At 65.4% G+C, this 21,410-nt stretch carries 19 protein-coding genes and 1 tRNA gene; 10 read left to right on the forward strand and 10 right to left on the reverse strand.

The window, feature by feature from the left end:
• Positions 1 to 3: 3 nt before the first annotated feature.
• From AC07YR_RS16915 to AC07YR_RS16940, 6 genes are read right to left on the reverse strand one after another with little or no spacing between them, the layout of a single operon-like run.
• The gene (locus AC07YR_RS16915; RefSeq protein WP_494734637.1) at positions 4 to 1,833 is read right to left on the reverse strand and encodes a protein kinase domain-containing protein; all 1,830 of its coding nucleotides are present in this window, start codon (positions 1,831 to 1,833) and stop codon (positions 4 to 6) included.
• Positions 1,830 to 3,290, reverse strand: coding sequence for a peptidoglycan D,D-transpeptidase FtsI family protein (locus AC07YR_RS16920; protein ID WP_494734638.1), 1,461 nt, complete (start codon positions 3,288 to 3,290; stop codon positions 1,830 to 1,832). The genes AC07YR_RS16915 and AC07YR_RS16920 overlap by 4 nt, the downstream gene beginning before the upstream one ends.
• Complete coding sequence (locus AC07YR_RS16925) at positions 3,287 to 4,747, reverse strand: FtsW/RodA/SpoVE family cell cycle protein (protein ID WP_055797447.1); 1,461 nt, start codon at positions 4,745 to 4,747, stop codon at positions 3,287 to 3,289. Before AC07YR_RS16925 ends, AC07YR_RS16920 begins: the two co-directional genes overlap by 4 nt.
• Positions 4,744 to 6,486 carry a PP2C family protein-serine/threonine phosphatase gene (locus AC07YR_RS16930; protein WP_436056206.1) on the reverse strand — a complete coding sequence of 581 codons (1,743 nt, stop codon included), beginning with the start codon at positions 6,484 to 6,486 and terminating at the stop codon, positions 4,744 to 4,746. Before AC07YR_RS16930 ends, AC07YR_RS16925 begins: the two co-directional genes overlap by 4 nt.
• Before the next feature lie 2 nt (positions 6,487 to 6,488).
• A complete protein-coding gene (locus tag AC07YR_RS16935) occupies positions 6,489 to 6,971 on the reverse strand; it encodes an FHA domain-containing protein FhaB/FipA (protein ID WP_055797451.1) in 483 nt (160 codons plus the stop codon).
• Positions 6,968 to 7,714 carry an FHA domain-containing protein gene (locus tag AC07YR_RS16940; RefSeq protein WP_055797452.1) on the reverse strand — a complete coding sequence of 249 codons (747 nt, stop codon included), beginning with the start codon at positions 7,712 to 7,714 and terminating at the stop codon, positions 6,968 to 6,970. Before AC07YR_RS16940 ends, AC07YR_RS16935 begins: the two co-directional genes overlap by 4 nt.
• 364 nt (positions 7,715 to 8,078) lie before the next feature.
• On the opposite strand from AC07YR_RS16940, the gene AC07YR_RS16945 reads away from it, so the two are divergent.
• Positions 8,079 to 8,161, forward strand: a tRNA-Leu gene (locus AC07YR_RS16945).
• Positions 8,162 to 8,216: 55 nt separating this feature from the next.
• On the opposite strand, the gene AC07YR_RS16950 is transcribed toward AC07YR_RS16945, so the two are convergent.
• Positions 8,217 to 8,642: a VOC family protein gene (locus AC07YR_RS16950; protein WP_494734639.1), complete on the reverse strand. Its 426-nt coding sequence runs from the start codon at positions 8,640 to 8,642 to the stop codon at positions 8,217 to 8,219.
• 168 nt (positions 8,643 to 8,810) lie between these two features.
• Between AC07YR_RS16950 and AC07YR_RS16955 the strand changes: the two genes are divergently transcribed.
• The 4 genes from AC07YR_RS16955 to AC07YR_RS16970 are packed head-to-tail and all read left to right on the forward strand — an operon-like array spanning position 8,811 to position 12,419.
• Positions 8,811 to 9,908 (forward strand): ABC transporter substrate-binding protein, encoded by a 1,098-nt coding sequence (locus tag AC07YR_RS16955; protein WP_494734640.1) that lies wholly within the window; start codon positions 8,811 to 8,813, stop codon positions 9,906 to 9,908.
• Positions 9,909 to 9,913: 5 nt separating this feature from the next.
• Positions 9,914 to 10,747, forward strand: a complete 834-nt coding sequence (locus AC07YR_RS16960) for an ABC transporter ATP-binding protein (RefSeq protein ID WP_494734641.1) — start codon at positions 9,914 to 9,916, stop codon at positions 10,745 to 10,747.
• A complete protein-coding gene (locus tag AC07YR_RS16965) occupies positions 10,744 to 11,601 on the forward strand; it encodes an ABC transporter permease (protein WP_494734642.1) in 858 nt (285 codons plus the stop codon). The genes AC07YR_RS16960 and AC07YR_RS16965 overlap by 4 nt, the downstream gene beginning before the upstream one ends.
• Complete coding sequence (locus AC07YR_RS16970; RefSeq protein ID WP_436056211.1) at positions 11,598 to 12,419, forward strand: ABC transporter permease; 822 nt, start codon at positions 11,598 to 11,600, stop codon at positions 12,417 to 12,419. Before AC07YR_RS16965 ends, AC07YR_RS16970 begins: the two co-directional genes overlap by 4 nt.
• A gap of 85 nt (positions 12,420 to 12,504) precedes the next feature.
• Here the strand turns inward: AC07YR_RS16970 and AC07YR_RS16975 are convergent, their stop codons facing one another.
• The 3 genes from AC07YR_RS16975 to AC07YR_RS16985 all read right to left on the reverse strand — a co-directional run bounded on the left by AC07YR_RS16975 (position 12,505) and on the right by AC07YR_RS16985 (position 15,388).
• The gene (locus tag AC07YR_RS16975; RefSeq protein ID WP_494734643.1) at positions 12,505 to 13,875 is read right to left on the reverse strand and encodes an MFS transporter; all 1,371 of its coding nucleotides are present in this window, start codon (positions 13,873 to 13,875) and stop codon (positions 12,505 to 12,507) included.
• 173 nt (positions 13,876 to 14,048) lie between these two features.
• A complete protein-coding gene (locus AC07YR_RS16980) occupies positions 14,049 to 14,441 on the reverse strand; it encodes a universal stress protein (RefSeq protein ID WP_436056213.1) in 393 nt (130 codons plus the stop codon).
• Positions 14,438 to 15,388: a 2-hydroxyacid dehydrogenase gene (locus AC07YR_RS16985; protein WP_494734644.1), complete on the reverse strand. Its 951-nt coding sequence runs from the start codon at positions 15,386 to 15,388 to the stop codon at positions 14,438 to 14,440. Before AC07YR_RS16985 ends, AC07YR_RS16980 begins: the two co-directional genes overlap by 4 nt.
• A gap of 308 nt (positions 15,389 to 15,696) precedes the next feature.
• Here AC07YR_RS16985 and AC07YR_RS16990 point away from each other — a divergent pair, with 308 nt between their 5' ends.
• From AC07YR_RS16990 to AC07YR_RS17010, 5 genes are read left to right on the forward strand one after another with little or no spacing between them, the layout of a single operon-like run.
• A complete protein-coding gene (locus AC07YR_RS16990; RefSeq protein ID WP_055797471.1) occupies positions 15,697 to 17,256 on the forward strand; it encodes an ABC transporter substrate-binding protein in 1,560 nt (519 codons plus the stop codon).
• A gap of 25 nt (positions 17,257 to 17,281) precedes the next feature.
• On the forward strand, positions 17,282 to 18,211 hold the full coding sequence (locus AC07YR_RS16995; RefSeq protein WP_028272355.1) for an ABC transporter permease: 930 nt from the start codon (positions 17,282 to 17,284) through the stop codon (positions 18,209 to 18,211).
• Between the two features lie 8 nt (positions 18,212 to 18,219).
• Complete coding sequence (locus AC07YR_RS17000; RefSeq protein WP_494734645.1) at positions 18,220 to 19,218, forward strand: ABC transporter permease; 999 nt, start codon at positions 18,220 to 18,222, stop codon at positions 19,216 to 19,218.
• Positions 19,215 to 20,363: an ABC transporter ATP-binding protein gene (locus AC07YR_RS17005; RefSeq protein ID WP_494734646.1), complete on the forward strand. Its 1,149-nt coding sequence runs from the start codon at positions 19,215 to 19,217 to the stop codon at positions 20,361 to 20,363. Before AC07YR_RS17000 ends, AC07YR_RS17005 begins: the two co-directional genes overlap by 4 nt.
• Positions 20,356 to 21,405: an ABC transporter ATP-binding protein gene (locus AC07YR_RS17010; protein WP_494734647.1), complete on the forward strand. Its 1,050-nt coding sequence runs from the start codon at positions 20,356 to 20,358 to the stop codon at positions 21,403 to 21,405. The genes AC07YR_RS17005 and AC07YR_RS17010 overlap by 8 nt, the downstream gene beginning before the upstream one ends.
• The last annotated feature ends 5 nt before the right edge of the window (positions 21,406 to 21,410 follow it).

Consider the following 21,410-nt stretch of genomic DNA (forward strand, 5'->3'; position numbering starts at 1 on the left):
GCCTTAGTTCGACGTCGACGTGGTGGGGGTGGGCAGGAGTTCCTGGGCGAGGTGGTACGTCACGACGGATCCGGCGGGCACCTTGCTGCCGGCGCCCGGTTCCGAACTGACGAAGGTCCCGGCCTGCTGCCCGGCGCTGCCGGGAACATCTGCTCCCTTGACCCAGCGCAGACCGGCGTTCTCGATGGCCTTCTGTGCTTGCGACTCGGAACTGCCTACCCCGATCGCGGGCACGGAGGATTCCTTGGCCGGTTCCGGGCCCTTGGAGTAAGTGACGGTGATGGTCTCGCCGGGGGCCACCGGACCGGACGGCTCGATGTTGGTGACCGTGCCCTCCGGCTTGTCACTGAACACCGGGTCACCCTTGACGGTCAGCCCCATGCCCACGAGTTGGCTGCGGACCGTGTTGTACGGCTGGCCCAAGTAGGCATCCGGGATCAGGTTGATGGTTTCCGGAGTGGACTGCGTGGGAGTCGGGCTCGCACTCGAGGCGGTGGGGCTGGCCGAGGTGGACGTCGGCGAGGCGCTGCGGCTGGTGGGCTTGGCGCTGGTGGACGTCGACGAGGACTCGGCCGGGCCGGACGGGGAAAAGATGCCGGCCTGCGTGAGCATGACACCTATAAGCGCGAACAGGACGAGCACGATAAGGGCGATGAGCGGCCACGTCCACGGGCTGCGGCCCTTGCGCTGCGGCTCGTCCACCGGTTCGTCGTAGCGGTCCTGCTCCTCTTCCTGGTCCCAGCTGCGCTGCGCGGCCAGGGCGTCGGCGCGTGAGAGAGTGCTGTGCGGACCGGTGGCTCCGGCAGCTGCCGCCCCTGCCGCGAGCCCTGCTGCCGCGCCGGCGCCGGCGGCGCCGACGACCGGAAGTGCGGAAGTCGTCGTCGTCGATTTGTCCTTTTCAGGGGATTCGATGACGCCGGTTGCGGCGGTGGGGATGTCCACCGGTGCGGTGATCGGCCCCGTGGCTGCCTCGAAGAGCAGCATTCCGGGGACGGCGGCATGCGCAGCGGCGATGTCACCGTTGCGGATGGCTTCCGCTGCCTCGGACAACTTGATGGCGTTGGCCGGGCGGTTCTTGGGGTCCTTGGCGAGCATGGACATCAGGAGGGCCCGTACCGGCGTCGGCAGCGTCTCGGGAAGGGGCGGCGGGGCGTCGTTCACCTGGGCAAGCGCGATGGCGATCTGCGATTCCCCGGAGAACGGACGATGACCGGTGAGGCACTCGTAGCCGATGACGCCTAGGGAGTAGATGTCCGAGGCGCCCGTGGCCGTCTGACCCGTGGCCTGTTCCGGTGCGAGGTACTGGGCTGTGCCCATGACCTGTCCGGTCTGGGTCAGCGGGACCTGGTCCGCCAGCCGGGCGATGCCGAAGTCGGTCACCTTGACGCGGCCGTCCGGTGTGATCAGCAGGTTGCCCGGCTTGATGTCGCGGTGTACCAGGCCCTGTGAGTGGGCCACGGACAGGGCGCGGGCGGTCTGGGCGATCATGGACAGGGTGCGGTCCGGGGACAGCACCTGTTCGCGCTCGATGATGCTGCTCAGCGGGTGGCCCGGGACCAGCTCCATAACCAGGTAGGCCGAGCCCTCTTCTTCGCCGTAGTCAAAGACATTGGCGATGCCGACGTGATTCAGCAGCGCCGTGTGGCGCGCCTCGGCACGGAAGCGCTGGAGGAACCCGGGATCGCCCGTGTACTCCTCTTTGAGCACCTTGATGGCGACGATCCTGCCAAGGATAAGATCCTTGGCTTTCCAGACTTCACCCATTCCGCCAATCGCAATACGCGTGGTCAGCTGGAATCTCCCGCCGAGGGTGATTCCCGATGTAGGCCTCACTTATTCAACACCGCCTCAAAAATCTTCTTCGCGTTCGGACTGGTTAGCTGTGCGCCGGTGGTGATGTCCACGCCCTGCATGACGATGGTCACCGACACCTGCGGGTCGTTGGCCGGGGCGAACCCCGTAAACCATGAGTTGTTCAAGCCGTCGGTTCCCAGCTCGGCAGTGCCGGTCTTGCCGGCCACCTGGATGCCGGGAACGGCCGCCCCGCGGCCGATGCCTTCACTGACCACACTGGTCATCCACTCGGTGATCTGCCGCGAAATCTCCGGGCTGGTGGACGTCCGGAGGACTTCGGGTTTCGGTTCGCTGATGATGCGCAGGTCCGGCGACCGCACGGTCTTGATCAGGTTCGGCTGCATCTGGACACCGCCGTTGGCGATGGCCGACGTCATCAGCGCGATCTGCAGCGGCGTGGCGCGAACGTCGCGCTGGCCGATGGCGGACTGGGCGAGCCCGGCCGCGTCCAGCTCCTCCGCAGGGAAGGCCTTCTTGGCGTAGTCCAGCTTCAGCTGGTCGCCGAGGTCCTCGCCGAAGCCGAACTTTGCGGCCTGATCGGCGATGGCTTCCTGTCCCAGGTCCCGGGCGATGTCTGCGAACGGAGTGTTGCACGACTGCTGCAGGGCGAAGGCGAAACTGGCGGTGTTCTGGGTGTAGCAGTTGCCGCCGGCGTAGTTCGGCAGCTTGTACTGGATGCCGGGGAAGCTCATCTCGGCGGGGTTGGGCAGGACGCTGTCCTTGTTGTACTTGCCTGAGCTGAGCGCCGCCGCCGTATCGACGAGCTTGAAGACAGAGCCCGGCGCCAGGAGCGCGCCGGTGGGGCCGCTGACGTTCTGGTTCAGGTTGATTCCCGGGATTTTGTTCAGCTCGTTGTAGTTGGCGGCTTCGGCCTCGGCGTCCTGCGTTGCGATCAGGTTCGGGTCGTAGGACGGTTTGGACACCATGGCCAGGATGTTGCCCGTTTTCGGGTCAGTTACCACAATGGAGCCCCGCTGGCCGTCCGGAATCGCGTCGTAGGCAAGCTTCTGCAGTGCCGGATCAATGGTGAGTTCAACCGAGGCGCCCTTGGGCTGGTTGCCGAGGAACAGCTGGCCGATGCGGTCCAGGAAGAGCTGGTCGGAGCTGCCGGCCAGCTGCTCGTTCAGCGCGCTTTCCAGGCCGGTGACACCGTAGTTCTTGGAGAAGTATCCCGTGATGCCGGCATACAGTTCGGGTTCCGTGTAGGTCCGCTGGAACTTGCAGCTTTCCGAGGCGGCGACGGACTGCGCAATGGGTTTCCCGCCGACGATGATGGCGCCGCGGTCGTTGCAGTAGTTCTGCAGGATGGCCCGCTTGTTCCAGGGGTTCGCCTGCAGTTCATCGGCACCCACCACCTGGACATAGCTGAGGGCGCCGAAGATCAGCGCGAACATGGCTACCGCGGCGATCCATGAATTCCGGATGGCGTGGTTCACAGTTGTTTCACCGCTTCAGTTGGCGCGTCGGGATGGGCGGAGGAAGGCTGGCGACCGGGCTGCTTGGCCGGACGCGGCGGGGAAGGCGGAACCGGCTTCTGCTCGCCGGGCTCGGCACCGTGCGGCATGGGCGTGGTGTCCACCGGGCCGCGTGCGGTGTGCGAAATCATCAGCAGCAGGCCAACGATGATCCAGTTAGCCAGCAGGGATGAGCCGCCGGCTGCCAGGAATGGAGTGGTGAGCCCGGTCAGGGGGATCAGGCGCGTCACGCCACCGATCACCACGAAGCACTGCAGGGCGATGGCGAAGGACAGTCCGCAGGCCAGCAGCTTGCCGAAGGCGTCACGGGTGCCCAGGGCCGCCCGGAAACCGCGTGTGAACAGGAGCAGGTACATCAGCACGATGGCGAAGAGGCCGATCAGGCCAAGTTCTTCGCCGAACGAGGCGATGATCATGTCGCTGTTGGCAAACGGCACCAGGTTCGGCCGCCCCTGGCCAAGGCCTGTGCCCACGAGGCCGCCGTTGGCCATGCCGAACAGGCCCTCGACGATTTGCAGGCTGCCGCCGAACTGCCGTCCGTAAACCTCGTCCGTGAAGGCGTTGAGCCACCCGTCGATGCGAAGGCCCACGTGGGAGAAGACACGGGAGGCCACAAAGCCGCCGCCGAGCAGCAGTCCCACGCCAATGATCACCCAGCTGATCCGGCTCGTGGCCACGTAGATCATCACGATGAAAAGCCCGAAGAACAGCACCGAGGAGCCGAGGTCGCGCTGGAAGATCAGGACCCCGATGCTCACCAGCCACGCCGTGATCATGGGTCCCATGTCCTTGAAGCGCGGGAACTGGAGCGGCCCGATCTTGCGGCCCGCCAGCAGAATGAGGTCCCGGTTGGACGAAAGATACCCGGCGAAGAATATGGCCAGCGTGATCTTGGCAATCTCGCCCGGCTGGAAGGTCATCGGCCCGATCTTGATCCAGACGCTTGCGCCGAGGATCTCACCCGCGGAGATCCCCGGTACGAGTGGCAGAATCAGGAGCAGGGCACTCACGGCAAGGGAAATATAGGTGAACCGGCGCAGGATCCGGTGGTCCTTGAGGAACCAGATGACGGCGATGGCAACGCCCATTGCCATCAAGGTCCAGCGGAGCTGGTTGTTGCCGGTGTCCTCGCCCACCCGGTCCAGGCGGTGGATCATCGCCAGTCCCAGGCCGTTCAAGGCAACCACCAAGGGAAGTATTACCGGATCGGCATATTTTGCCCGGATCCTTAGCACCACATGGAAGACGAGGGCAGCCGCAGCGAGCAGGCTGGACTGGAACCAGAAGTCGGAGTCAAAGGCTTTCTGCTGGTCAACGCCGACAAGGGCGTTGGCGCCGATGCCCACGGCAAGCGCCAGGATCAGGAGTGCCAGTTCGGTATTCCGTCGTGGCTTTGGGGTGGCCTCAATCTGTGTCATTTGGCCTCCTCACAAGCGTTGGCGGACGGGCTGGGTGTGGCGGACTTCGAGGGTGTTCCGGGCGGTGCTGCGGTGCCGCTTGGTGCGGGCGCGGCGCCCGGCGCGGACGCTGTCGGCGTGGCCGTCGGGCTGGCGCATTCGTCCGCCGGCGATGTTGTGCCGGTCAGATCGAGGTTCTTGACGATCCGTTGTGCGTCGTAAAGGTCACGTGCAGGGACTGTCTGGCGGACCCGCTGCTGCGAGAACTCCGGGAGGTCGGACATGCGGATGTCCGTCACCGTCTCCAGCGTGGAGAGCTGGATTGGTCCCAGCCGCTGTGATACGCCGTTGAAAATGGCAACCCGCTGGTCGTATTCACCGATGTAGTAGCGCGTTTGAGTCCAGGCATACCCGAGCCACAAGCCGACGCTCAGGATGACCAGGAGTGCGGCGGCCGTTGCGATCGTGACCCAGCGGCGCGGCTTGGCGGGCGGCTTGTATTCGTCAGTTTCCTCGCGGCCCTGATCCGACTTGTGGGTGAGGACGGTAGCGGCGCGGCGTGCGACAGTCCGGCCGGCGATGGTTGGAATCGACCCGGACTCTGCGGCGGCAGCGGCGGCTCCGACAAGTTCATGCGGACGCGTGGAGAGCTCCTCGCGGAGGACAGCGGCCGACAGGTGCTCGCCCAAATGCGGGTCCGTGGTGGTGGTGGGTTCACCAGGTTTTGAGGGGGGCTTCGTGCCGGCGTCATCTTTGGCGGCAGCGGCCGTATCCCCGGCAACCGCGGTGTCCCCGGTGCCAGCCGGCCCGACGGCCGCGGCAGCTTCGACGGCCGCGGTGCCGTCCGCCTCGGCGGAGTCGCCGGCGGGCTTGGGCTTCGAATCGTCTGACGAAGCTGCCGGGGTCTTGGCCAGGGCGGCGGGCTTTGTCTCGTCGGTACTGCTAGCCAGCGGCTGGACGATTTCAACCGCGGCAGTGCGGACGTCGTCGGGAGTCTGTTCGGCGATTTCGAGCATGACAACAGTGACGTTGTCCGGTGCGCCGGCCTCGAGGGTGAGGTCCACGAGGGTTTCGACGCATTCGCGCAGATCCTTGGTTTCGCGAACAGTGCGTTCCACGACGTGTCCCGCAACATAGTTCAGCCCGTCGGAGCAGAGCAGCCATCGTTCGCCGGGTTCGACGTCGAGGGTTGCGAGGTCGAGTTCGGGGCTGGCATCAACATCGCCCAGGACCCGCATCAGGACGTTCTTGTGCGGATGGGTTTCCGCTTCCTCGGGCCGCAGCCTGCCTTCGTCGATGAGCCGCTGGACAAACGTGTGGTCGACGCTGATCTGCTTGAATTCGCCGTTGCGGAGCCGGTAGGCCCGGGAGTCGCCGATATGCGCGAAGTGCAGTTTTCCTTCGGCGAGGAGAAGGGCCGTCACAGTGGTTCCCATGCCGGCAAGCTTCGGATTGATGTGCACGAGTTCAGACAGGAGGGAATTGGCGGTCTGGATCTCGTCCGCCAGGACGGTCCCGGCGTCGCCGTCGTAATGACCGTGGTCCAGGTGGAGCATGTCCAGGACGGTGGCCGCGGAGGCCACGTCACCCCCGGCGTGTCCGCCCATGCCGTCCGCCACGATGGCCAGGTGCCGGCCGACGTAGGCGGAGTCATCGTTTTTGGCGCGGATGCGTCCCACGTCCGAGCGGGCGGCGTAGCGCATGATGAGCGGCCGCGTCGGGGCGGGGCCCTTGTCGGCGGGAGTTTCCGGGACGGCCACGGCTATGGCCTCAATTCGATGACCGTCTTGCCGATTCTCACGGGGACACCGAGCTCCACCGGGAGGGCGCGGGTGAGCTGCTGATTGGCCAGGTACGTGCCGTTGGTCGAGCCTAGATCCTCGATGAACCAGCGGCTGCCCTGCGGGAAGAGCCGGGCGTGCCGGCCCGAGGCATAATCGTCCTCAAGGACCAGCGTGGCCTCCTGCGCGCGGCCCAGGAGGATGGGACTTTCCGCCAGAGGAATGGTGTGTCCCCTAAGCGGGCCTTCCGTCACAACCAGTTGGCGGGCCTGCTGTTTCGCGGGCGGCGGTGCCGTTTCTGCCAGTTCGGGGTGCTTGCGTACCTGGCGGGCAGTGGGAGCGCCCATGGCCGCCTTCCTGCCGATCATCAGGTCCCGTCGCATGGCGGACACGATGCTGAAGATAAGGACCCACAGCAGCAGGAGGAATCCGAACCGCAGGGCCGTAATGGTCAGTTCGCTCACGGGCGGCCACCGGAGTTGGCGGGCAAAAGGCGGAAGATGATTTTGGTCCGTCCCATCGTGATGGTGGAGCCGTCAGTAAGGTCGACGCTGCCGACAACCTTGTGTCCGTTGACGTAGCTGCCGTTGGTGGATCCCAGGTCTACGGCTTCTGTTGTGCCGTTTGTGGTGCGGATTTCGAGGTGGCGCCGTGAAACCCCGGTGTCATCCACCAGGATGTCAGCCTCCGATGACCGGCCCAAAACGATGGAGGCGGCATTCAGCGAATAGCGCTGGCCGTCGATGTCCAGGACCGGCTGAAGGCGAACCGGCTGGCGGCTCGGCGCGGCGGGCACGTTGTTCCGTGGCATCGGCGGGGCCACGGCGGAACCGGAGGCGTTCTCTGTTTTCGAATCAATTTCGAAGTCACCGGCGCGGATTGCCTCGTCGCGCCGGAAGGAAATGCGGACCGAGCCGCGGAGCGTGTAGCCCTGGCTTCTGACGTGGTTGATTACTACGTCGCAGAGTTCCTCGGCCAGGGGAGTGCCCCATTCCTGCGCCCGCTTGAAGTCATCCTCGCTGAGGCGGACGTCAAACACGTTGGGGGCAAGTGTTCGTCCAGCGGCGACGGTGATGGCTTTGTGGTCAACTTCCCGGCGGAGCCGGCTGGCGATTTCCACAGGCTCAACCTGGGCCTTCGAACCGGTGGAGAAGACACCGCGGACGGCCTTTTCGATGCCGCGCTCGACTTTGTCCAGCATTCCCATGGCACCTCTCCTCTCCCTACGGCTGCGCGGCAGCACACGATTCGGAACTCAGTTCACAACATTGCCGGGAGTGCGCCGGGGACGGGCACTCCTACATCTGATACTACTGGCCGGGGCTGTGAATGACCTTAATGCACAACGCCGGGGCGCGGAGATTAGTTCATGAGGGGCTGAGCCGCCGAGGGCCTTTCGTCGTCTCCGCACAGGCGTATCCACGTGCCTGACCTGCGCGATTTTTCTGCCATGCAGGGTCCCGGGAAGGCCGATTGGTGTTTTCCCGTGGTTGTCCGTTATGCTTGATCTCGCTGCTTTTACGAGGTTGGCAGTCCGGAAAACGGGCTCCTTTTCGAGTGAAAGAAGTTGCGCGCGAGTGGCGGAACGGCAGACGCGCTGGCTTCAGGTGCCAGTGTCCGAAAGGGCGTGGGGGTTCAAATCCCCCCTCGCGCACGCAAATGAAGGGCCCCGGTCTTAGGACCGGGGCTCTTTGCTTTAACTCGAGGCTTTAGGTGCCGGCGTCGAGCTCCTGGAACAGGGTGAGCTGAAGTCCCGCCGGCCCGTCCAGCCTGGAGTTCAGGGACCGCCACGGGGTTTCCCTGGGTTCGGCAATGAGTCTGGCCCCCGCTTCGACGAGCCTTCGGGTTGCGCCCTCTGCATCATCAACTTCCAGGGCGACGCGGAGCCGTGCGCTGGGCCGGCCTTCCGCCTCGACGCTGTCAATCAGCCGGACCTGGGCGGGGTTTGAGAGCTCGAGCGTGGCCCGGCCGGCATCAAGGATGGTCACGCGGGCACCGCCGTCGCCTTGGAACGCTGCTTCTTCCGGCATCCCGAGAACGTCCCGGTAGAACGCGACGGCGGCGTCGTAGTCCTCAGCCTCCACCACGAGCCGTAGCTGCCGGACGGTGGGTGGTTCGCTGTTTCCGGTTGTCATGTTCGTACCGTACGCCGGAACCGGGTGCAGCCGCCATGGCTAAATGACAGTTAACTTCGCTGAAACGGCTCAAGCAGATTCCTGAAACAACCGTTCCATAGTGTCGGTGCCAGACGGCCCCCGGGGGCCGCTTTCACATGTGACCGCCTGCCGATTTGGAGTAGAAGAATGACGGCTTTCAGTTCGGACAAAGGACCACTGCGTCCATCGCGGCGGATGGTGCTGGCAGGATTTTCGTCGGCGGCGCTGGTGGCGCTGACCGGCTGCGCAGCCGAATCGGGCGCCACGGCTCCGGCCGCTTCAGGTACGGCTTCCGGGGCGGCCGCCGAGCTCGGCACGCTTGAGGTCCAGCTTTCGTGGCTGAAGAATGCGGAATTCGCCGGCGAGTACTTTGCCGACAGCAAGGGCTATTACAAGGAGGCGGGCTTTAGCGCCGTCAACCTGATAGCCGGTGGCCCGGGAGGGGCCTCGGCGGAGACCATGGTCCTGTCCGGCAAGGCCTTGGTGGGCACCTCCTCGCCCGTGGGTGTTGCTCCTGTGGTCCTCAACGAGGGTGCGCCGCTGAAGATCATTGGCTCCACCTACCAGAAGAACCCGTTCACCATCGTTTCGCTGGCGGCCAACTCCATCACCGCCCCGGAAGACCTCATCGGCAAGAAGATCGGCGTCCAGGCCGGCGTCAATGAAACGTTGTTCGATGCCCTGCTGGAGGTCAACAAGATCGATGCGTCAAAGGTCACCAAGGTGCCAGTGCAGTACGATCCGCAGCCGCTGCTGAACGGCGACGTCGAGGGCTTCTTTGCGTACCTGACCAACGAGGTGCTCACCCTTGAGCTGGGCGGGCACAAGACGGCGGTCCTGCCGTTCGCGGACAACGGCCTTCCCTTCATTGCCGAGAGCTTCGTGGTCACGGAGGAATCCATCAAGGACAAGCGGCCGGAGCTGAAGGCGTTCCTCGTGGCCACCATCAAGGGCTGGAAGGATGCCCTGTCCGATCCGGCGGAGTCGGCACGGCTCGCGGTCGAGGTCTACGGCAAGGAGCTGGGCCTGACCATGGCCAAGGAAAAGGGCCAGGCGGAATCCCAGAACACCAAGCTCATTGCCACGCCCGAGACGGACAGCAACGGCCTGTTCACGGTTTCCAAGGAGCTGATGGACAAGAACATCGAAATCCTCAAGCTGGCCGGTTATGACACCACCGCGGACGCGATCTTCGACCTGAGCCTCCTCGATGAGGTCTACGCCGAAAACCCCGACCTTAAGTAGGACGCATGACTGACGTGAGCACGGAAGCCGTCACAGCAGGGCTGCTCTCCGGGACAGGCATATCGCTCAGCAACCTGGGCAAGAGTTTCCGGATGGGCCGGAAGAGCGTGGTGGCACTGGAGGATGCCAACCTGATGACGTCCAAGGGGACGTTCCTCTCCCTGCTGGGACCCTCCGGCTGCGGCAAGTCCACCATCCTGAGGATTCTTGCTGGCCTGGAAACCCCCACCACCGGGCAAGTGACGGTGGACGGCCACACGCCGGCCGAGCTGCGGACGCGGCATGAACTGGGGATCGCCTTCCAGGATCCGGCGCTGCTGCCCTGGCGAAGTGTGGTGTCCAACATCCGGCTGCCTTTCGAGGTGGCAGGCCTCCCCGTTGACCACGCGATGGTGGACGACCTGGTGGAGCTGATCGGCCTGAAGGGCTTCGAAAAGGCAAAGCCGGCCCAGCTATCCGGCGGCATGCGGCAGCGGGTGTCCATCGCCCGGGCCCTGGCGCTCAAGCCGTCGGTGCTGCTGCTGGATGAGCCCTTCGGCGCACTGGACGACATGACCCGCCAGCGGCTGAACCTGGAGCTCCTTAGGATCTGGACGGAGAAGCCCGCCACGACCCTGATGGTCACCCACGGCATCGCCGAGGCCATGTTCCTCTCCGACGTGGTGGCTGTGATGAGCGCCCGGCCGGGACGGATCAAGGCAATCATCACCGTGGACCTGCCCCGCCCCCGGACTCCGGAGATGATGCGCACGCCGGAATTCCATGCCCTGTGTGACCGGGCGTCGGAGCTCCTCTTCGGCGACGCCGGCGCACCCCTTGAGGAAGTGGAGTCACCGTGACGCGGCCTTTCCTGTTAAGTACGAGGGTGGTGAGTACGACGGCGGCCCGGCCGCTGCCGCCATGGGCCGCGGCGGGGATCGGCGTGGCGGCCACCGTTGCGCTCTGGTGGCTGGCCGCCGCGACGGTTCTTTCCGGGGTGGGCGCCAGTGCGGACGGTTCCGGCGGTGCCGTGCCGACGCCGCCGGAAGTCCTGGGGCAACTGGCGAGCGACGGCGTCGGGTTTTACTGGCCCAACCTTGTGGTGACCATGTCGGAGGCTTCCGCAGGGTACTTGTGGGGGAACGCCGCTGCGCTGCTGCTGTCCGCGAGTGTCCTGGTGCTTCCGTCCCTGGAACGTCTGGTCACCCAGCTGGCGGTGATCAGCTATTGCCTGCCCATCGTGGCCATCGGACCGCTGGCCTTCATCGTCATCGGTTCGCCCGCACGCGGGGAGTCGTCCGGCACGGCCGTCCTCTTGGCGGGCATCTCGGTCTTTTTCACCACCGTGGTGGGCGCGCTGGCGGCGCTGAAGAGCGCGGACCGGACCAGCCTGGACCTCGTGGCGGTCTACGGCGGGGGCCGGCTCAAGCAGTTGGTGAAGGTCCAGCTCATTTCCGCACTGCCGGGAATCCTGAACGCGCTGAAGATCGCCGTCCCGGCCGCCGTCCTGGGAGCCGTGCTGGGCGAATACGTGGGCGGCGTGGACCGGGGGATCGGCCCGGCACTGGTCAATGCGCAGCAGAACCTCGAGATCGCCAGGGCGTGGGGTGTTGCCCTGGTGGCGGGTCTTGTTGCCGGGGCCGGCTATGGAGTGTTCGCGCTGCTGGCAAGGTTCGTGACCCCGTGGTCCTCCGGGCGCCAGGGGGCATCATGAGGCCGGCAACGGCGGCCGGCGTGGCCGCACTGAAAGGCGCGGGCCGCGCGGGTGTGGGCCTGCTGGTTTCCCTGGCCGTGGTGCTGCTGCTGTGGGTTGCGCTGCTCAAGGTCTTCAACATCTCGCCGTTTGTCGGCAAGGGCCCACTGGACGTGTTCAACTTCCTGTTCGCTGTCCCGGCCGCGGAAACCAACCGGCAGGCCGTCCTGCAGAACCTCGGCCAGACCATGGTGGACGCGTTCTTCGGGTTCACCGCGGGAATGGTGGGCGCCGTGATGATTGCCGGTGTGTTCGTCCTGTTCCGCGGTGTGGAGAACGCCCTGATGCCGGTCGCCATGCTGCTGCGCTCCGTTCCGCTCGTGGCGCTGGCACCCATCATTATCCTGATCTTCGGCCGGCAGGAACCGGCGGTCGCGGCCATCGGCGGGATCGTGGTGCTGTTCCCCGCCCTGGTCACGATTGTGTTCGGGCTGCGCTCGGCCTCCCCGGCCATGCTCGAAGTCATCGACGTCTATGGCGGATCACGCTGGACCGCCCTGCTGAAGGTTGCCCTGCCGTCGTCCCTGCCGGCCTTCTTCACCGCGGTGAAGGTCTCCATTCCGGGGGCGATTACCGGCGCGCTGCTGGCAGAGTGGCTCGCCACAGGCAAGGGAATCGGCTACGCCATCATCTCTGCCGTGTCCCGGGCCAGGAACAACGAAGTGTGGGCGTCGGTGGTGGTGATCACCCTGGTGTCGATCATCCTCTACACCGTGGTGGCGCTGCTCGAGGAGACCATGCTGCGGAGGTCCGGGAGGTTGCCGTCAGCGTCCGGGTAGCTGATATCCCCGCCCCGCGGTCTTTTCCCCTTGGCGTTGCCGGGGGATGCGACCATGGGGCGGGGATTAGCTGCGAGGGCGATGCCTAGCGGGTTGCGGCAGGCTGGCGGGTTTCCGCTGCGGAGGCGCTTTCGGTAGGCACGACGGCGGACGGTTCCGCCGTCGTCGTCCGTTCCTTGAGGAAGTACACCAGGCCGGCGGCGAGGGTGGACGCGGCCGCCAGGGCGAACAGTCCCGGAACCACGCTTCCGGTCTGTTCCTTGATGATGCCGAAGCCGAAGGGGGCCACGAAGCCGCCCAGGTTGCCGAGCGAGTTGATGATGGCGATGGCCGGTGCAAGGACCAGGGGGTGCAGGCCTGACTGGGGGATGGTCCAGAACAGGGGTGACGCGCTCTTGAATCCCATCGCGGCCACAGCCAGGAATACCAGCGCCAGTACCGGAGTGGCGACGGCTGCCGCGAACGTTCCCACGGCGGCCACGAGCAGGTCAACCACCAGCAGCGGGCGCTTGGATGTGGCCTTGTCCTGCCACTTGGCCGCGAAGTACATGGCGACGACGGCGCAGACCCAGGGAATGGCGGATAGGAAGCCTACGCTCAGGTCCGTTGTGCCGGGGATCTGTTTGACGATGCTGGGCAGCCAGAAGGTGTTGGCATAGATGGACAGTTGCACTGAGAAGTAGATGCCGCACAGCAGGAGGATCTGCGGGTTCAGCAGCATCTTCCAGCGGTTGATTTTGGTGTCTTTGCCCGTGGCAGGGTTGTGCCGGGCATCCTCGCTGGCGATGGCGCCGATGAGCGCAGCCTTTTCCTTGAGGGTCAACCATTTGGCGTCCTCGATCCTGGCGTCCAAAAGGAAGTACACGGTGATGCCAACGACGACGGAGAGCAGTCCTTCGAAACCAAAGAGCCACTGCCAGCCGCGGAATCCCAGCGCACCCTGGAGGCTGAGCAGCATTCCTGCGATGGGTCCCGAAAGAGCGGCGGCAACCGAGGAACCGGCGATGAAAATGGCGGTGGCCTTGCCCCGCTGGCCGGCCGGTACCCAGCGGGCGAAATAGAAGATGACGGCGGGGAAGAACCCGGCCTCAGCCGCTCCCAGCAGGAAGCGCAGCACATAGAACATCATTTCGTTCTGTACGAACGCCATCAGGAACGAAACGATGCCCCAGCTGACCATGATCCTGGTGAGCCAGACCCTGGCGCCGAACTTCTCCATCATCACGTTGCTGGGCAGTTCAAAGATCGCGTAGGCGATGAAGAACAGGCCAGCCCCGAAACCGTAGGCGGCGGCGCCGATGCCGACATCCGCTTCCAGGTGCTCGTGGGCGTAGCCGATGTTCGAACGGTTCAGCTGGTTGCAGACGAGCATGACCAGCATGATGGGCAGGACGCGCCGGAAGAACTTCTTGGTGGCGGACGCCAGATCCGTGACAGCGATGTCGACAGACTGCATGGGAAAAATCCTCTGTATAGGTGAAAAATCTTGCGCTGCGGGGGACCGGGAGGCCAGCCCTTTGTGGTCCTCGCCACAGCTTTCCCTTGACTTTATTCACCTGCAGCGATGCACGTCCAACACGCTTTTTGCATTGCGTGATACCTATGGCGCACCGCGGGTCGCCCCGGTGCTCACGAACGCGGTCCGACCTCGGCTTTAACCGCCGTGACCGGGCAGCCGGCCTCAAGGATGACGCGCTGGGCAGTGCTGCCGAGGAACAGCTTCCCCACCGGGGAGCGGCGCCGGACTCCTATCACTATCAGTTCAATATCCTCCTCGTAGGAGGCGTCGATCATGACGTCCGCTGCGTCGCTGCCCTCGTTAGGGCGGAGTGTAGCTTGGACGCCCGCTGCGGCCGCGGCAGCAATGGCTTCTCGGATGTCCCCCTCCGCCTCGGCCGACGCGTCGCCCGCAACAGGGCCCATGATCTGCAGCGCGGTCTTTCGCAGTGCAGCCTCCCCGATGGCGGCACTCAGGGCGGCGCGGCCCTCCTGGCCGGCCACGTATCCCACTGCGACGCTCATGCCTGCACCGCCGTCAGGACCGAACCGGACTCAACGAACTGCCGAAGGTTCGCGAGCGTAAGTTCTGCCATTGCGGCCCTCGTTTCGTGGGTGCCGCTCCCCAGATGGGGCAGCAGGACTACATTGTCCAGGGCGAGGAGGTCTTCCGGGACCTTTGGCTCCTCCGCAAAGACGTCCAGGCCGGCACCGGCCAGCCGCCCGGCCAGCAGGGCAGCCACAAGGGCGTCCTCATCCACCACGCTTCCCCGGGCGATGTTGATCAGGTAGCCCTCAGGCCCGATCGCGTCGATGACGGCGGCGTCCACGAGTTTGGCCGAGCCGGACCCGCCGGCGGCGGCGACAATCAGGACGTCGCAACCGGCGGCGAGTTCGCGCGGTGAGGCCTTGTACGCGTAGCTGACCCCGTCCACCGGATTGCGGCTGTGGTAACTGATGCTGCAGTCGAAGCCTTCCAGGCGCCGGGCGATGACCCGTCCAATCCGGCCGAGCCCGAGGATGCCCACTCTCTTGCCGCTGGCCTTGGTGGCGAGTGGGAAGTTGCCCTTGCTGAGCCAGTCACCGCGGCGGACGAAGCGGTCCGCGGCGCTCACCCGGCGCAGGACGTCCAGGTACAGGGCGATTGCGGTGTCCGCCACGCAGTCGTTGAGGACGTCGGGGGTGTTGCTGACCGTGATGCCGCGCCGGGCGGCCTGGGCAACGTCCGTGGTGTCATAGCCGACACCGAAGTTGATGACCGCGCGCAGGCTGGGAAGTGCGCGCATCAGGTCCGGGCCGACGCCGAACTTGCCCGAGGTCACGGCGACCTCGAAGGATTCGCCGTGGAGATGCAGGAATTCTTCCCGCTCGGGGGTTGAGTCGGGGAGGCGCACGGCGTCGTACTCGCTCCGGATGGCTTCTTGGACGGCTGGCATGAGTGGCCCTACCTGCAGGACGGCGGTGTTCTTCATATCTGCACCCTAGGTTTCGGATCCATACGCGTCCAACATGTAAATGGCATTGTTCGATGCCGGAAGTGAATCGATTGAGGTACTCGGGCGGAACCGCGCGGATTTCCGGGATAAGTGGTGCCCGTCACAGGGCGTCGGTGGCTGGAACCGCCCCGGCGCGCGCCACCGGCGGCCGGTAAAAACCTTGTGGAGCCTGTGGACCTCAACTAGCTTGAGTCCAGCGCGGCCCGAACTACCTGATCTTGTTGCCCGGTTCCACTGGTGCACGAGCCCACCCCTGCCGCAAACACCCAATTCGGAGGAATCCAATGACGTCTTCTTCAAAGTCCCCATTTCCCGCCGCCTTGCTTAAATGGCCGGCCCTGGCGTCCGTCGCGGTGCTCGGTCTGAGCGGCTGTTCGGTGGCCAATTCCGACGCCGGCGCCGCCTCCTCGAACACGGTGCGCGTGGTCCTCGGCCAGGAACCGCCCACGCTGGAAGCCTGTGAGTCCAACCTGACCTCCACCGGTGTTGTGGTGCGCTCTAACGTCACCGAACCGCTGATTGAACGCAACCCGACCAGTGGCGAACTCGAGCCCAAGCTCGCCACTGAATGGAAGGCCACTACGGATACTGAGTGGACCCTGAAGCTGCGCGAAGGCGTGACTTTCCAGGACGGCACGCCGTTCAATGCCGAAGCCGCCGCCTTCACCATCGAAAGGGCAGTCAACTCCAAGCTCGGCTGCAACGTGGAAGGCTACGTCTTCGGCGACGCGGACCTCGCCGTGAAGGCCGTGGATGCCACCACCCTGACCGTCACCACTCCCGAACCTGATCCCATCCTGCCGCTGCGCCTTTCGTTCCTCGAGGTGGTGCCGACGTCCACAAGTACCACGGCGAAGGTCCGTGAGCCGATCGGCACGGGTCCCTACAAGATCGAGAAGTGGGACGCCGGCCAGAAGATCACTTTGTCCAGCTGGGACGGGTATTGGGGGGACAAGCCCGCTTACGCCAAGGCGGAGTACCAGTGGCGTTCCGAGAGCTCAGTGCGCGCTGCCATGATCACCAGCGGCGAGGCAGATGTTGCCATGGGACTGAGCCCGGACGACAACATCGGCGACCTTGGCGTCGACTACCCCAACAACGAGACAGTGGCATTGCGGCTCGATGCCAATGAGGCGCCGCTCAACGACCTCCGTGTCCGCCAGGCGGTCAACTACGCCCTCGACAAGGAGGGAATCGTCAACTCGCTCTACCAGGGCAAGCACCAGGTGGCTGCCCAGCTGGTTCCCGAAGGCATCGTGGGGCACAACGCGGCGCTGAAGGCCTGGCCGTTCGACCTGGACAAGGCGAAGTCCCTCGTTGCCGACGCCAAGGCCGACGGCGTTGATACGTCCGCGCAGATCTCGCTGGTAGTCCGGAGCGCGCAGTTCCCGAAGATCACTGAGCTCGCTCAGGTCCTCCAGGAGCAGCTGAGCCAGGCCGGCCTGAACGTCAAGCTCAAGATGCTCGAAACCAGCCAGCACCTGACCTACCAGGTCCGTCCCTTCTCCGATGATGAAGGCGCGGTGGCCCTGATGACCCAGCACGGCAACCAGGCCGGCGATGCAGCCTTCACCGTGGACCAGTACATGCTGTCCACCGGAGCCCAGAGCTACTTCGGCACCCCCGAGTTCGACGCCATGATCAAGAAGGCGGATGCGGCCTCCGGCGACGAGCGGAAGAAGGACTTTGAGGACATCTTCGCGTACCAGAACGACAAAGTGGTCCAGTTTGCCCACATCTCGCACCAGACCGGCATCATCGGCAAGGCCAAGTCCGTGAAGTACACGCCCAATTCGTCCAGTGGCGACGAGTTGCGTGTTTCGGAAATGACGCCGGCAAACTAGCCCGGACCCGGAGATAAGGACAGCCATGCTGATCTACTTGAGAAAGCGGATTGTCTCCAGCGCTCTACCGCTGGTGGTGGTGATCGTTGGTGTGTTCGCGCTGGCCAGGATGACGGGAAACCCTGCCAGCCTGTACCTGCCGCTGAACGCCACCCAGCAGATGCGCGACGACTTCACCGCACGCAATGGACTGGACCAGCCGCTGCTGGTACAGATGGCCGACTACTTCGGCGGAGTGCTCCGGCTCGACTTCGGACAGTCACTCCGCACGGGGCAGGATGCCGCGGCCATGGCACTGCGCGCCTTCCCGGCCACCCTGCAGCTGGCCGCCACCACAATGGTGCTGGCTGTGCTGCTGGCGCTGGTGGTCGGGTGCTGGGCTGCGCTGAAGCCGAATGGCATCGCGGACCGTATCTCAAGTTTCGTCTCCATGGCTGCAGCCTCGATACCGGACTTCTGGCTGGCAATCGTGGGCATCTGGGTCTTCGCCATCACCCTGGGCTGGCTCCCGACATCCGGTGTGTCGGGGGCCGGCGCCTGGGTATTGCCCATCGCCACGTTGCTCCTGCGGCCGTTCGGCGTGCTGGTCCAGATTGTCCGCGGCTCCATGGTCTCCGCCCTCTCGGAGCCCTACATCAAACTGGCCCGCAGCCGCGGAGCAGGCGAACTCCGGGTGGTCACGCACCACGCGCTGCGCAACGCGGCCGCCCCCGCACTGACGGTGGCCGGCGACCTGACCGTGGGCCTCGTGAACGGCGCCGTGGTGGTGGAGACCATCTTCGGCTGGCCGGGCATTGGAAAGCTCATGATCGATTCGATCCTGCAACGGGACTTCGCCGTCCTGCAGGCAGCCGTCCTGCTCACCGCCGTCGCGATTTTTGCCCTGAACATCCTTATCGACATGGGCTACGCGCTGCTGGACGCGCGCGTCCGGCCCGTCACGGTTAAGGCCTAGGAGTAGCCATGAAGAGTTCACTGACTGAGGGCGCGGCGCCGGAGAAGCTGCCGGCGGCCCGCGAACACCAGAACGAAAAGAAGGACGAAAAGCAGGTGGGACAGCTGAGTCTTTTCCGCCTCCTGCTCAAGGACCGCTTTGCCACCGTCTCTGCGCTGATCCTGATCTTTATCGGCCTGACCGCCCTGGTCGGCCCTGCGCTGATGGGCGATCTGGCCACCAAACAGAACCTGCTGTTCGCCAACAAGGCACCATTCACGTTGGCGCACGGCTGGGAATACTTCCTGGGCAGCGACTCGCTGGGCCGCAGCATGCTGGCCCGGCTGGTCGTGGCGAGCCGGACCACCCTGTCCGTAGCCTTGCCGGCGGTGGCCGTGGCACTGGTCGTTGGCTCCCTGTGGGGCGTCTGGGCCGGCTACCACCGGGGCTGGCGGGAGAACGTGTCCATGCGCATCGCCGACGTGATCATGAGCTTTCCGTCCCTGCTGCTCGCCGTCGTCGTGCTTTACGTTTTTAGCCCCAGCGCGGCGAACATCGTGCTGATCCTGGCACTCACCCGCATCCCGATCTACCTGCGCACCGCGCGCGCCGAGTCGGCGGAACTCCAGAGCCGGACATTTGTCGACGCCGCCCGGACCTTTGGTGCCAAACCCAATGCGATCATCCTCCGGCACGTCATCCCCGTGGTGCTGCCGACGCTCCTGACGCTGGCCACCCTCGAGTTCTGCTACGTCATGCTCGCCGAGTCCTCCCTGAGCTTCCTGGGCATCGGCATCCAGCCGCCGGACGTCAGCTGGGGCCTAATGGTCTCCCAGGGCCGGCAGTACCTGCAGACCGCCTGGTGGCTCTCGATCTTCCCCGGCGTTGCCATCGTGGTCACAACCATCGCCGCCAACGTCCTGGCCGCCTGGCTGCGGATCGCCACCGATCCGGCCCAGCGCTGGCGCCTGGCACTTCCCCGCAAGCGGCTGATCGCCCGTATCCCAGCCAAGGAGGCACAGCCGTGAAAACAGCCGCCCAGCAAGCCCCCATCCAGCGCACCGGCGAGGCTGCCCGCGCTGCCACAGGCCAGACCAAGGCGCACGACGTCGTCCTGCAGGTCCGTGACCTTGCCGTGGACATCCGCACACACCGCGGCACCGTGCGCGCCGTCAACAGCGTGGCTTTCGAAGCCCGTGCCGGGGAAACGCTGGCGTTGCTCGGGGAATCAGGGTGCGGAAAGTCCATGACAGCAAAGGCACTCGCCGGGATCATGGACCCCGTCTGCGACCTCGCCGACGGCGAGATCGTCCTCAACGGCACCGATCTCGCCGCACTCAGCGCCAAGGAACGGCTCAAGTTTGCCGGGCCCGAGCTGGGCATCGTCTTCCAGGACGCGCTGACTGCCCTGAACCCCGTCTATACGGTGGGGACGCAACTGGGCGAAGCCTTCCGCATCCACCGCGGGCTCAGCTCCAAGGAAGCCCGGGTTGAAGCGATTGACCTGATGAAACGCGTCGGCATTCCCGAGCCGGAATCCCGGATCAATTCCTACCCGCACCAGTTCTCAGGCGGCATGCGCCAGCGCATCCTCATCGCCATGGCCGTGGCCCTCAACCCGCGCCTGCTGATCGCCGATGAACCCACCACGGCACTGGACGTCACGGTCCAGGCGCAGATCATGCAGCTTCTGCGGAAGCTCCGTGAGGAGGGCCAGATGGCGGTCATCCTCATTACGCACGACCTGGCCGTGGTGGCCGAGGAAGCCGACGCCGTGGCCGTGATGTACGCCGGCAACGTGGTGGAGAGCGGACCGGTCTCCGAAGTTTTCGCCGACCCGCGCCATCCCTACACCAAAGGGCTGCTGGAATCGGTGCCCGTCCACCTGGAGCGGGGCGCCAAGCTCAAGTCCATTGCCGGCAGCCCGCCGGAGCTCCACGACATCCCGTCCGGCTGCGTCTACCAGTCCCGCTGCCCGCTGGTGCAGGACATCTGCCGGGCCGAACGTCCCGTGCTCCGCCCGGTAGCCGGAGCCCGCCCGGTAGGCGAAGCCCGCCCGGTAGCCGGAGCCGCGGGCACCGGCGGCACCCCCGTGAACATCCCTTCCGGCGTCCAGCCGCGGCCTGCCCGCACGGCCGCCTGCCACTTCAGCGAGGAGATCAGCAATGTCTGAGCCGCTTCTGACAATCGAGGGCCTGACCAAGACGTTCCACGTGGCCAGGAGCGCCAGCGGCAACACCCGGCTCAAGGCCCTGGACGGGATCAGCCTGACCGTGGGCCGGGGTGAGACCCTGGGACTGGTGGGCGAGTCCGGCTGCGGCAAGTCCACCCTGGCGCGGACCCTGATGATGCTGGAAACACCGGATGAAGGGACCGTGACCTTCGAAGGAACCAACCCCTTCGGGCTCCGCGGGAAGGAACTGCTGAGCTGGCGGCGGCGCGTGCAGATGGTCTTCCAGGACCCGTTTGCCTCCCTGAACGCCCGGATGAACGCCGGCGACATCATCGCCGAACCGTGGGCCACCCACCGCGGCCTCTACCCGACGTCCCGGGAGCGCCAGGCAAGGGTAAGTGAACTGCTGCACATGGTGGGGCTGCGTCCCTCCGATGCCCGCAAGTCGCCGCAGGAATTCTCCGGCGGCCAGCGTCAGCGCATCGGGATCGCCCGGGCCCTGGCCCTGAACCCGGACGTCATCATCCTCGACGAGCCCGTCTCGGCCCTGGACCTTTCCGTGCAGGCGCAGGTCCTGAACCTGCTCAATGAGCTCCAGCAGGAACTCGGTGTTTCCTACATCTTCATCTCGCACGACCTGACCGTGGTCCGCCATGTGGCGGACAGGGTGGCTGTGATGTACCTCGGACGAATCATCGAGACCGGGGCCACCGAGGAAGTCTTTGACCATCCCCGGCACCCCTACACGGCGGCCCTGATGTCGGCGTCCCCGAAGCTGGACGTCAGCGGAACCAGACGGGACAGGATTGTCCTTCAAGGTGAGCTGCCCTCTCCGCTGGATCCGCCGTCGGGCTGCCGCTTCCGGACGCGCTGCTGGAAGGCGCAGGATATCTGCGCCGAAGTATCACCGGAACCGCAGGTCCTGGCAGCCCCTGACGGCACGCGGCACGTGGCGGAATGCCATTTCCCGCTCGATTCCCTCAAGGGCCTGACGGGCGCCGCGGCAACTGCCACTGCTACCTCCGCTGTGCCCATCCAGTGACGGGA

The sequence above is a fragment of the Arthrobacter sp. GW460-12-1-14-TSB2 genome (genome assembly GCF_059423525.1).

Bases quoted from the DNA above. Each gene is read 5' to 3' on its own strand.
- AC07YR_RS16925 (WP_055797447.1), bottom strand. From the start codon at position 4,747: ATGACACAGATTGAGGCCACCCCAAAGCCACGACGGAATACCGAACTG.
- AC07YR_RS16940 (WP_055797452.1), bottom strand. From the start codon at position 7,714: ATGGGAATGCTGGACAAAGTCGAGCGCGGCATCGAAAAGGCCGTCCGC.
- AC07YR_RS16950 (WP_494734639.1), bottom strand. From the start codon at position 8,642: ATGACAACCGGAAACAGCGAACCACCCACCGTCCGGCAGCTACGGCTC.
- AC07YR_RS16955 (WP_494734640.1), top strand. From the start codon at position 8,811: ATGACGGCTTTCAGTTCGGACAAAGGACCACTGCGTCCATCGCGGCGG.
- AC07YR_RS16960 (WP_494734641.1), top strand. From the start codon at position 9,914: ATGACTGACGTGAGCACGGAAGCCGTCACAGCAGGGCTGCTCTCCGGG.
- AC07YR_RS16970 (WP_436056211.1), top strand. From the start codon at position 11,598: ATGAGGCCGGCAACGGCGGCCGGCGTGGCCGCACTGAAAGGCGCGGGC.
- AC07YR_RS16975 (WP_494734643.1), bottom strand. From the start codon at position 13,875: ATGCAGTCTGTCGACATCGCTGTCACGGATCTGGCGTCCGCCACCAAG.
- AC07YR_RS16980 (WP_436056213.1), bottom strand. From the start codon at position 14,441: ATGAGCGTCGCAGTGGGATACGTGGCCGGCCAGGAGGGCCGCGCCGCC.
- AC07YR_RS16985 (WP_494734644.1), bottom strand. From the start codon at position 15,388: ATGAAGAACACCGCCGTCCTGCAGGTAGGGCCACTCATGCCAGCCGTC.
- AC07YR_RS16990 (WP_055797471.1), top strand. From the start codon at position 15,697: ATGACGTCTTCTTCAAAGTCCCCATTTCCCGCCGCCTTGCTTAAATGG.
- AC07YR_RS16995 (WP_028272355.1), top strand. From the start codon at position 17,282: ATGCTGATCTACTTGAGAAAGCGGATTGTCTCCAGCGCTCTACCGCTG.
- AC07YR_RS17000 (WP_494734645.1), top strand. From the start codon at position 18,220: ATGAAGAGTTCACTGACTGAGGGCGCGGCGCCGGAGAAGCTGCCGGCG.
- AC07YR_RS17010 (WP_494734647.1), top strand. From the start codon at position 20,356: ATGTCTGAGCCGCTTCTGACAATCGAGGGCCTGACCAAGACGTTCCAC.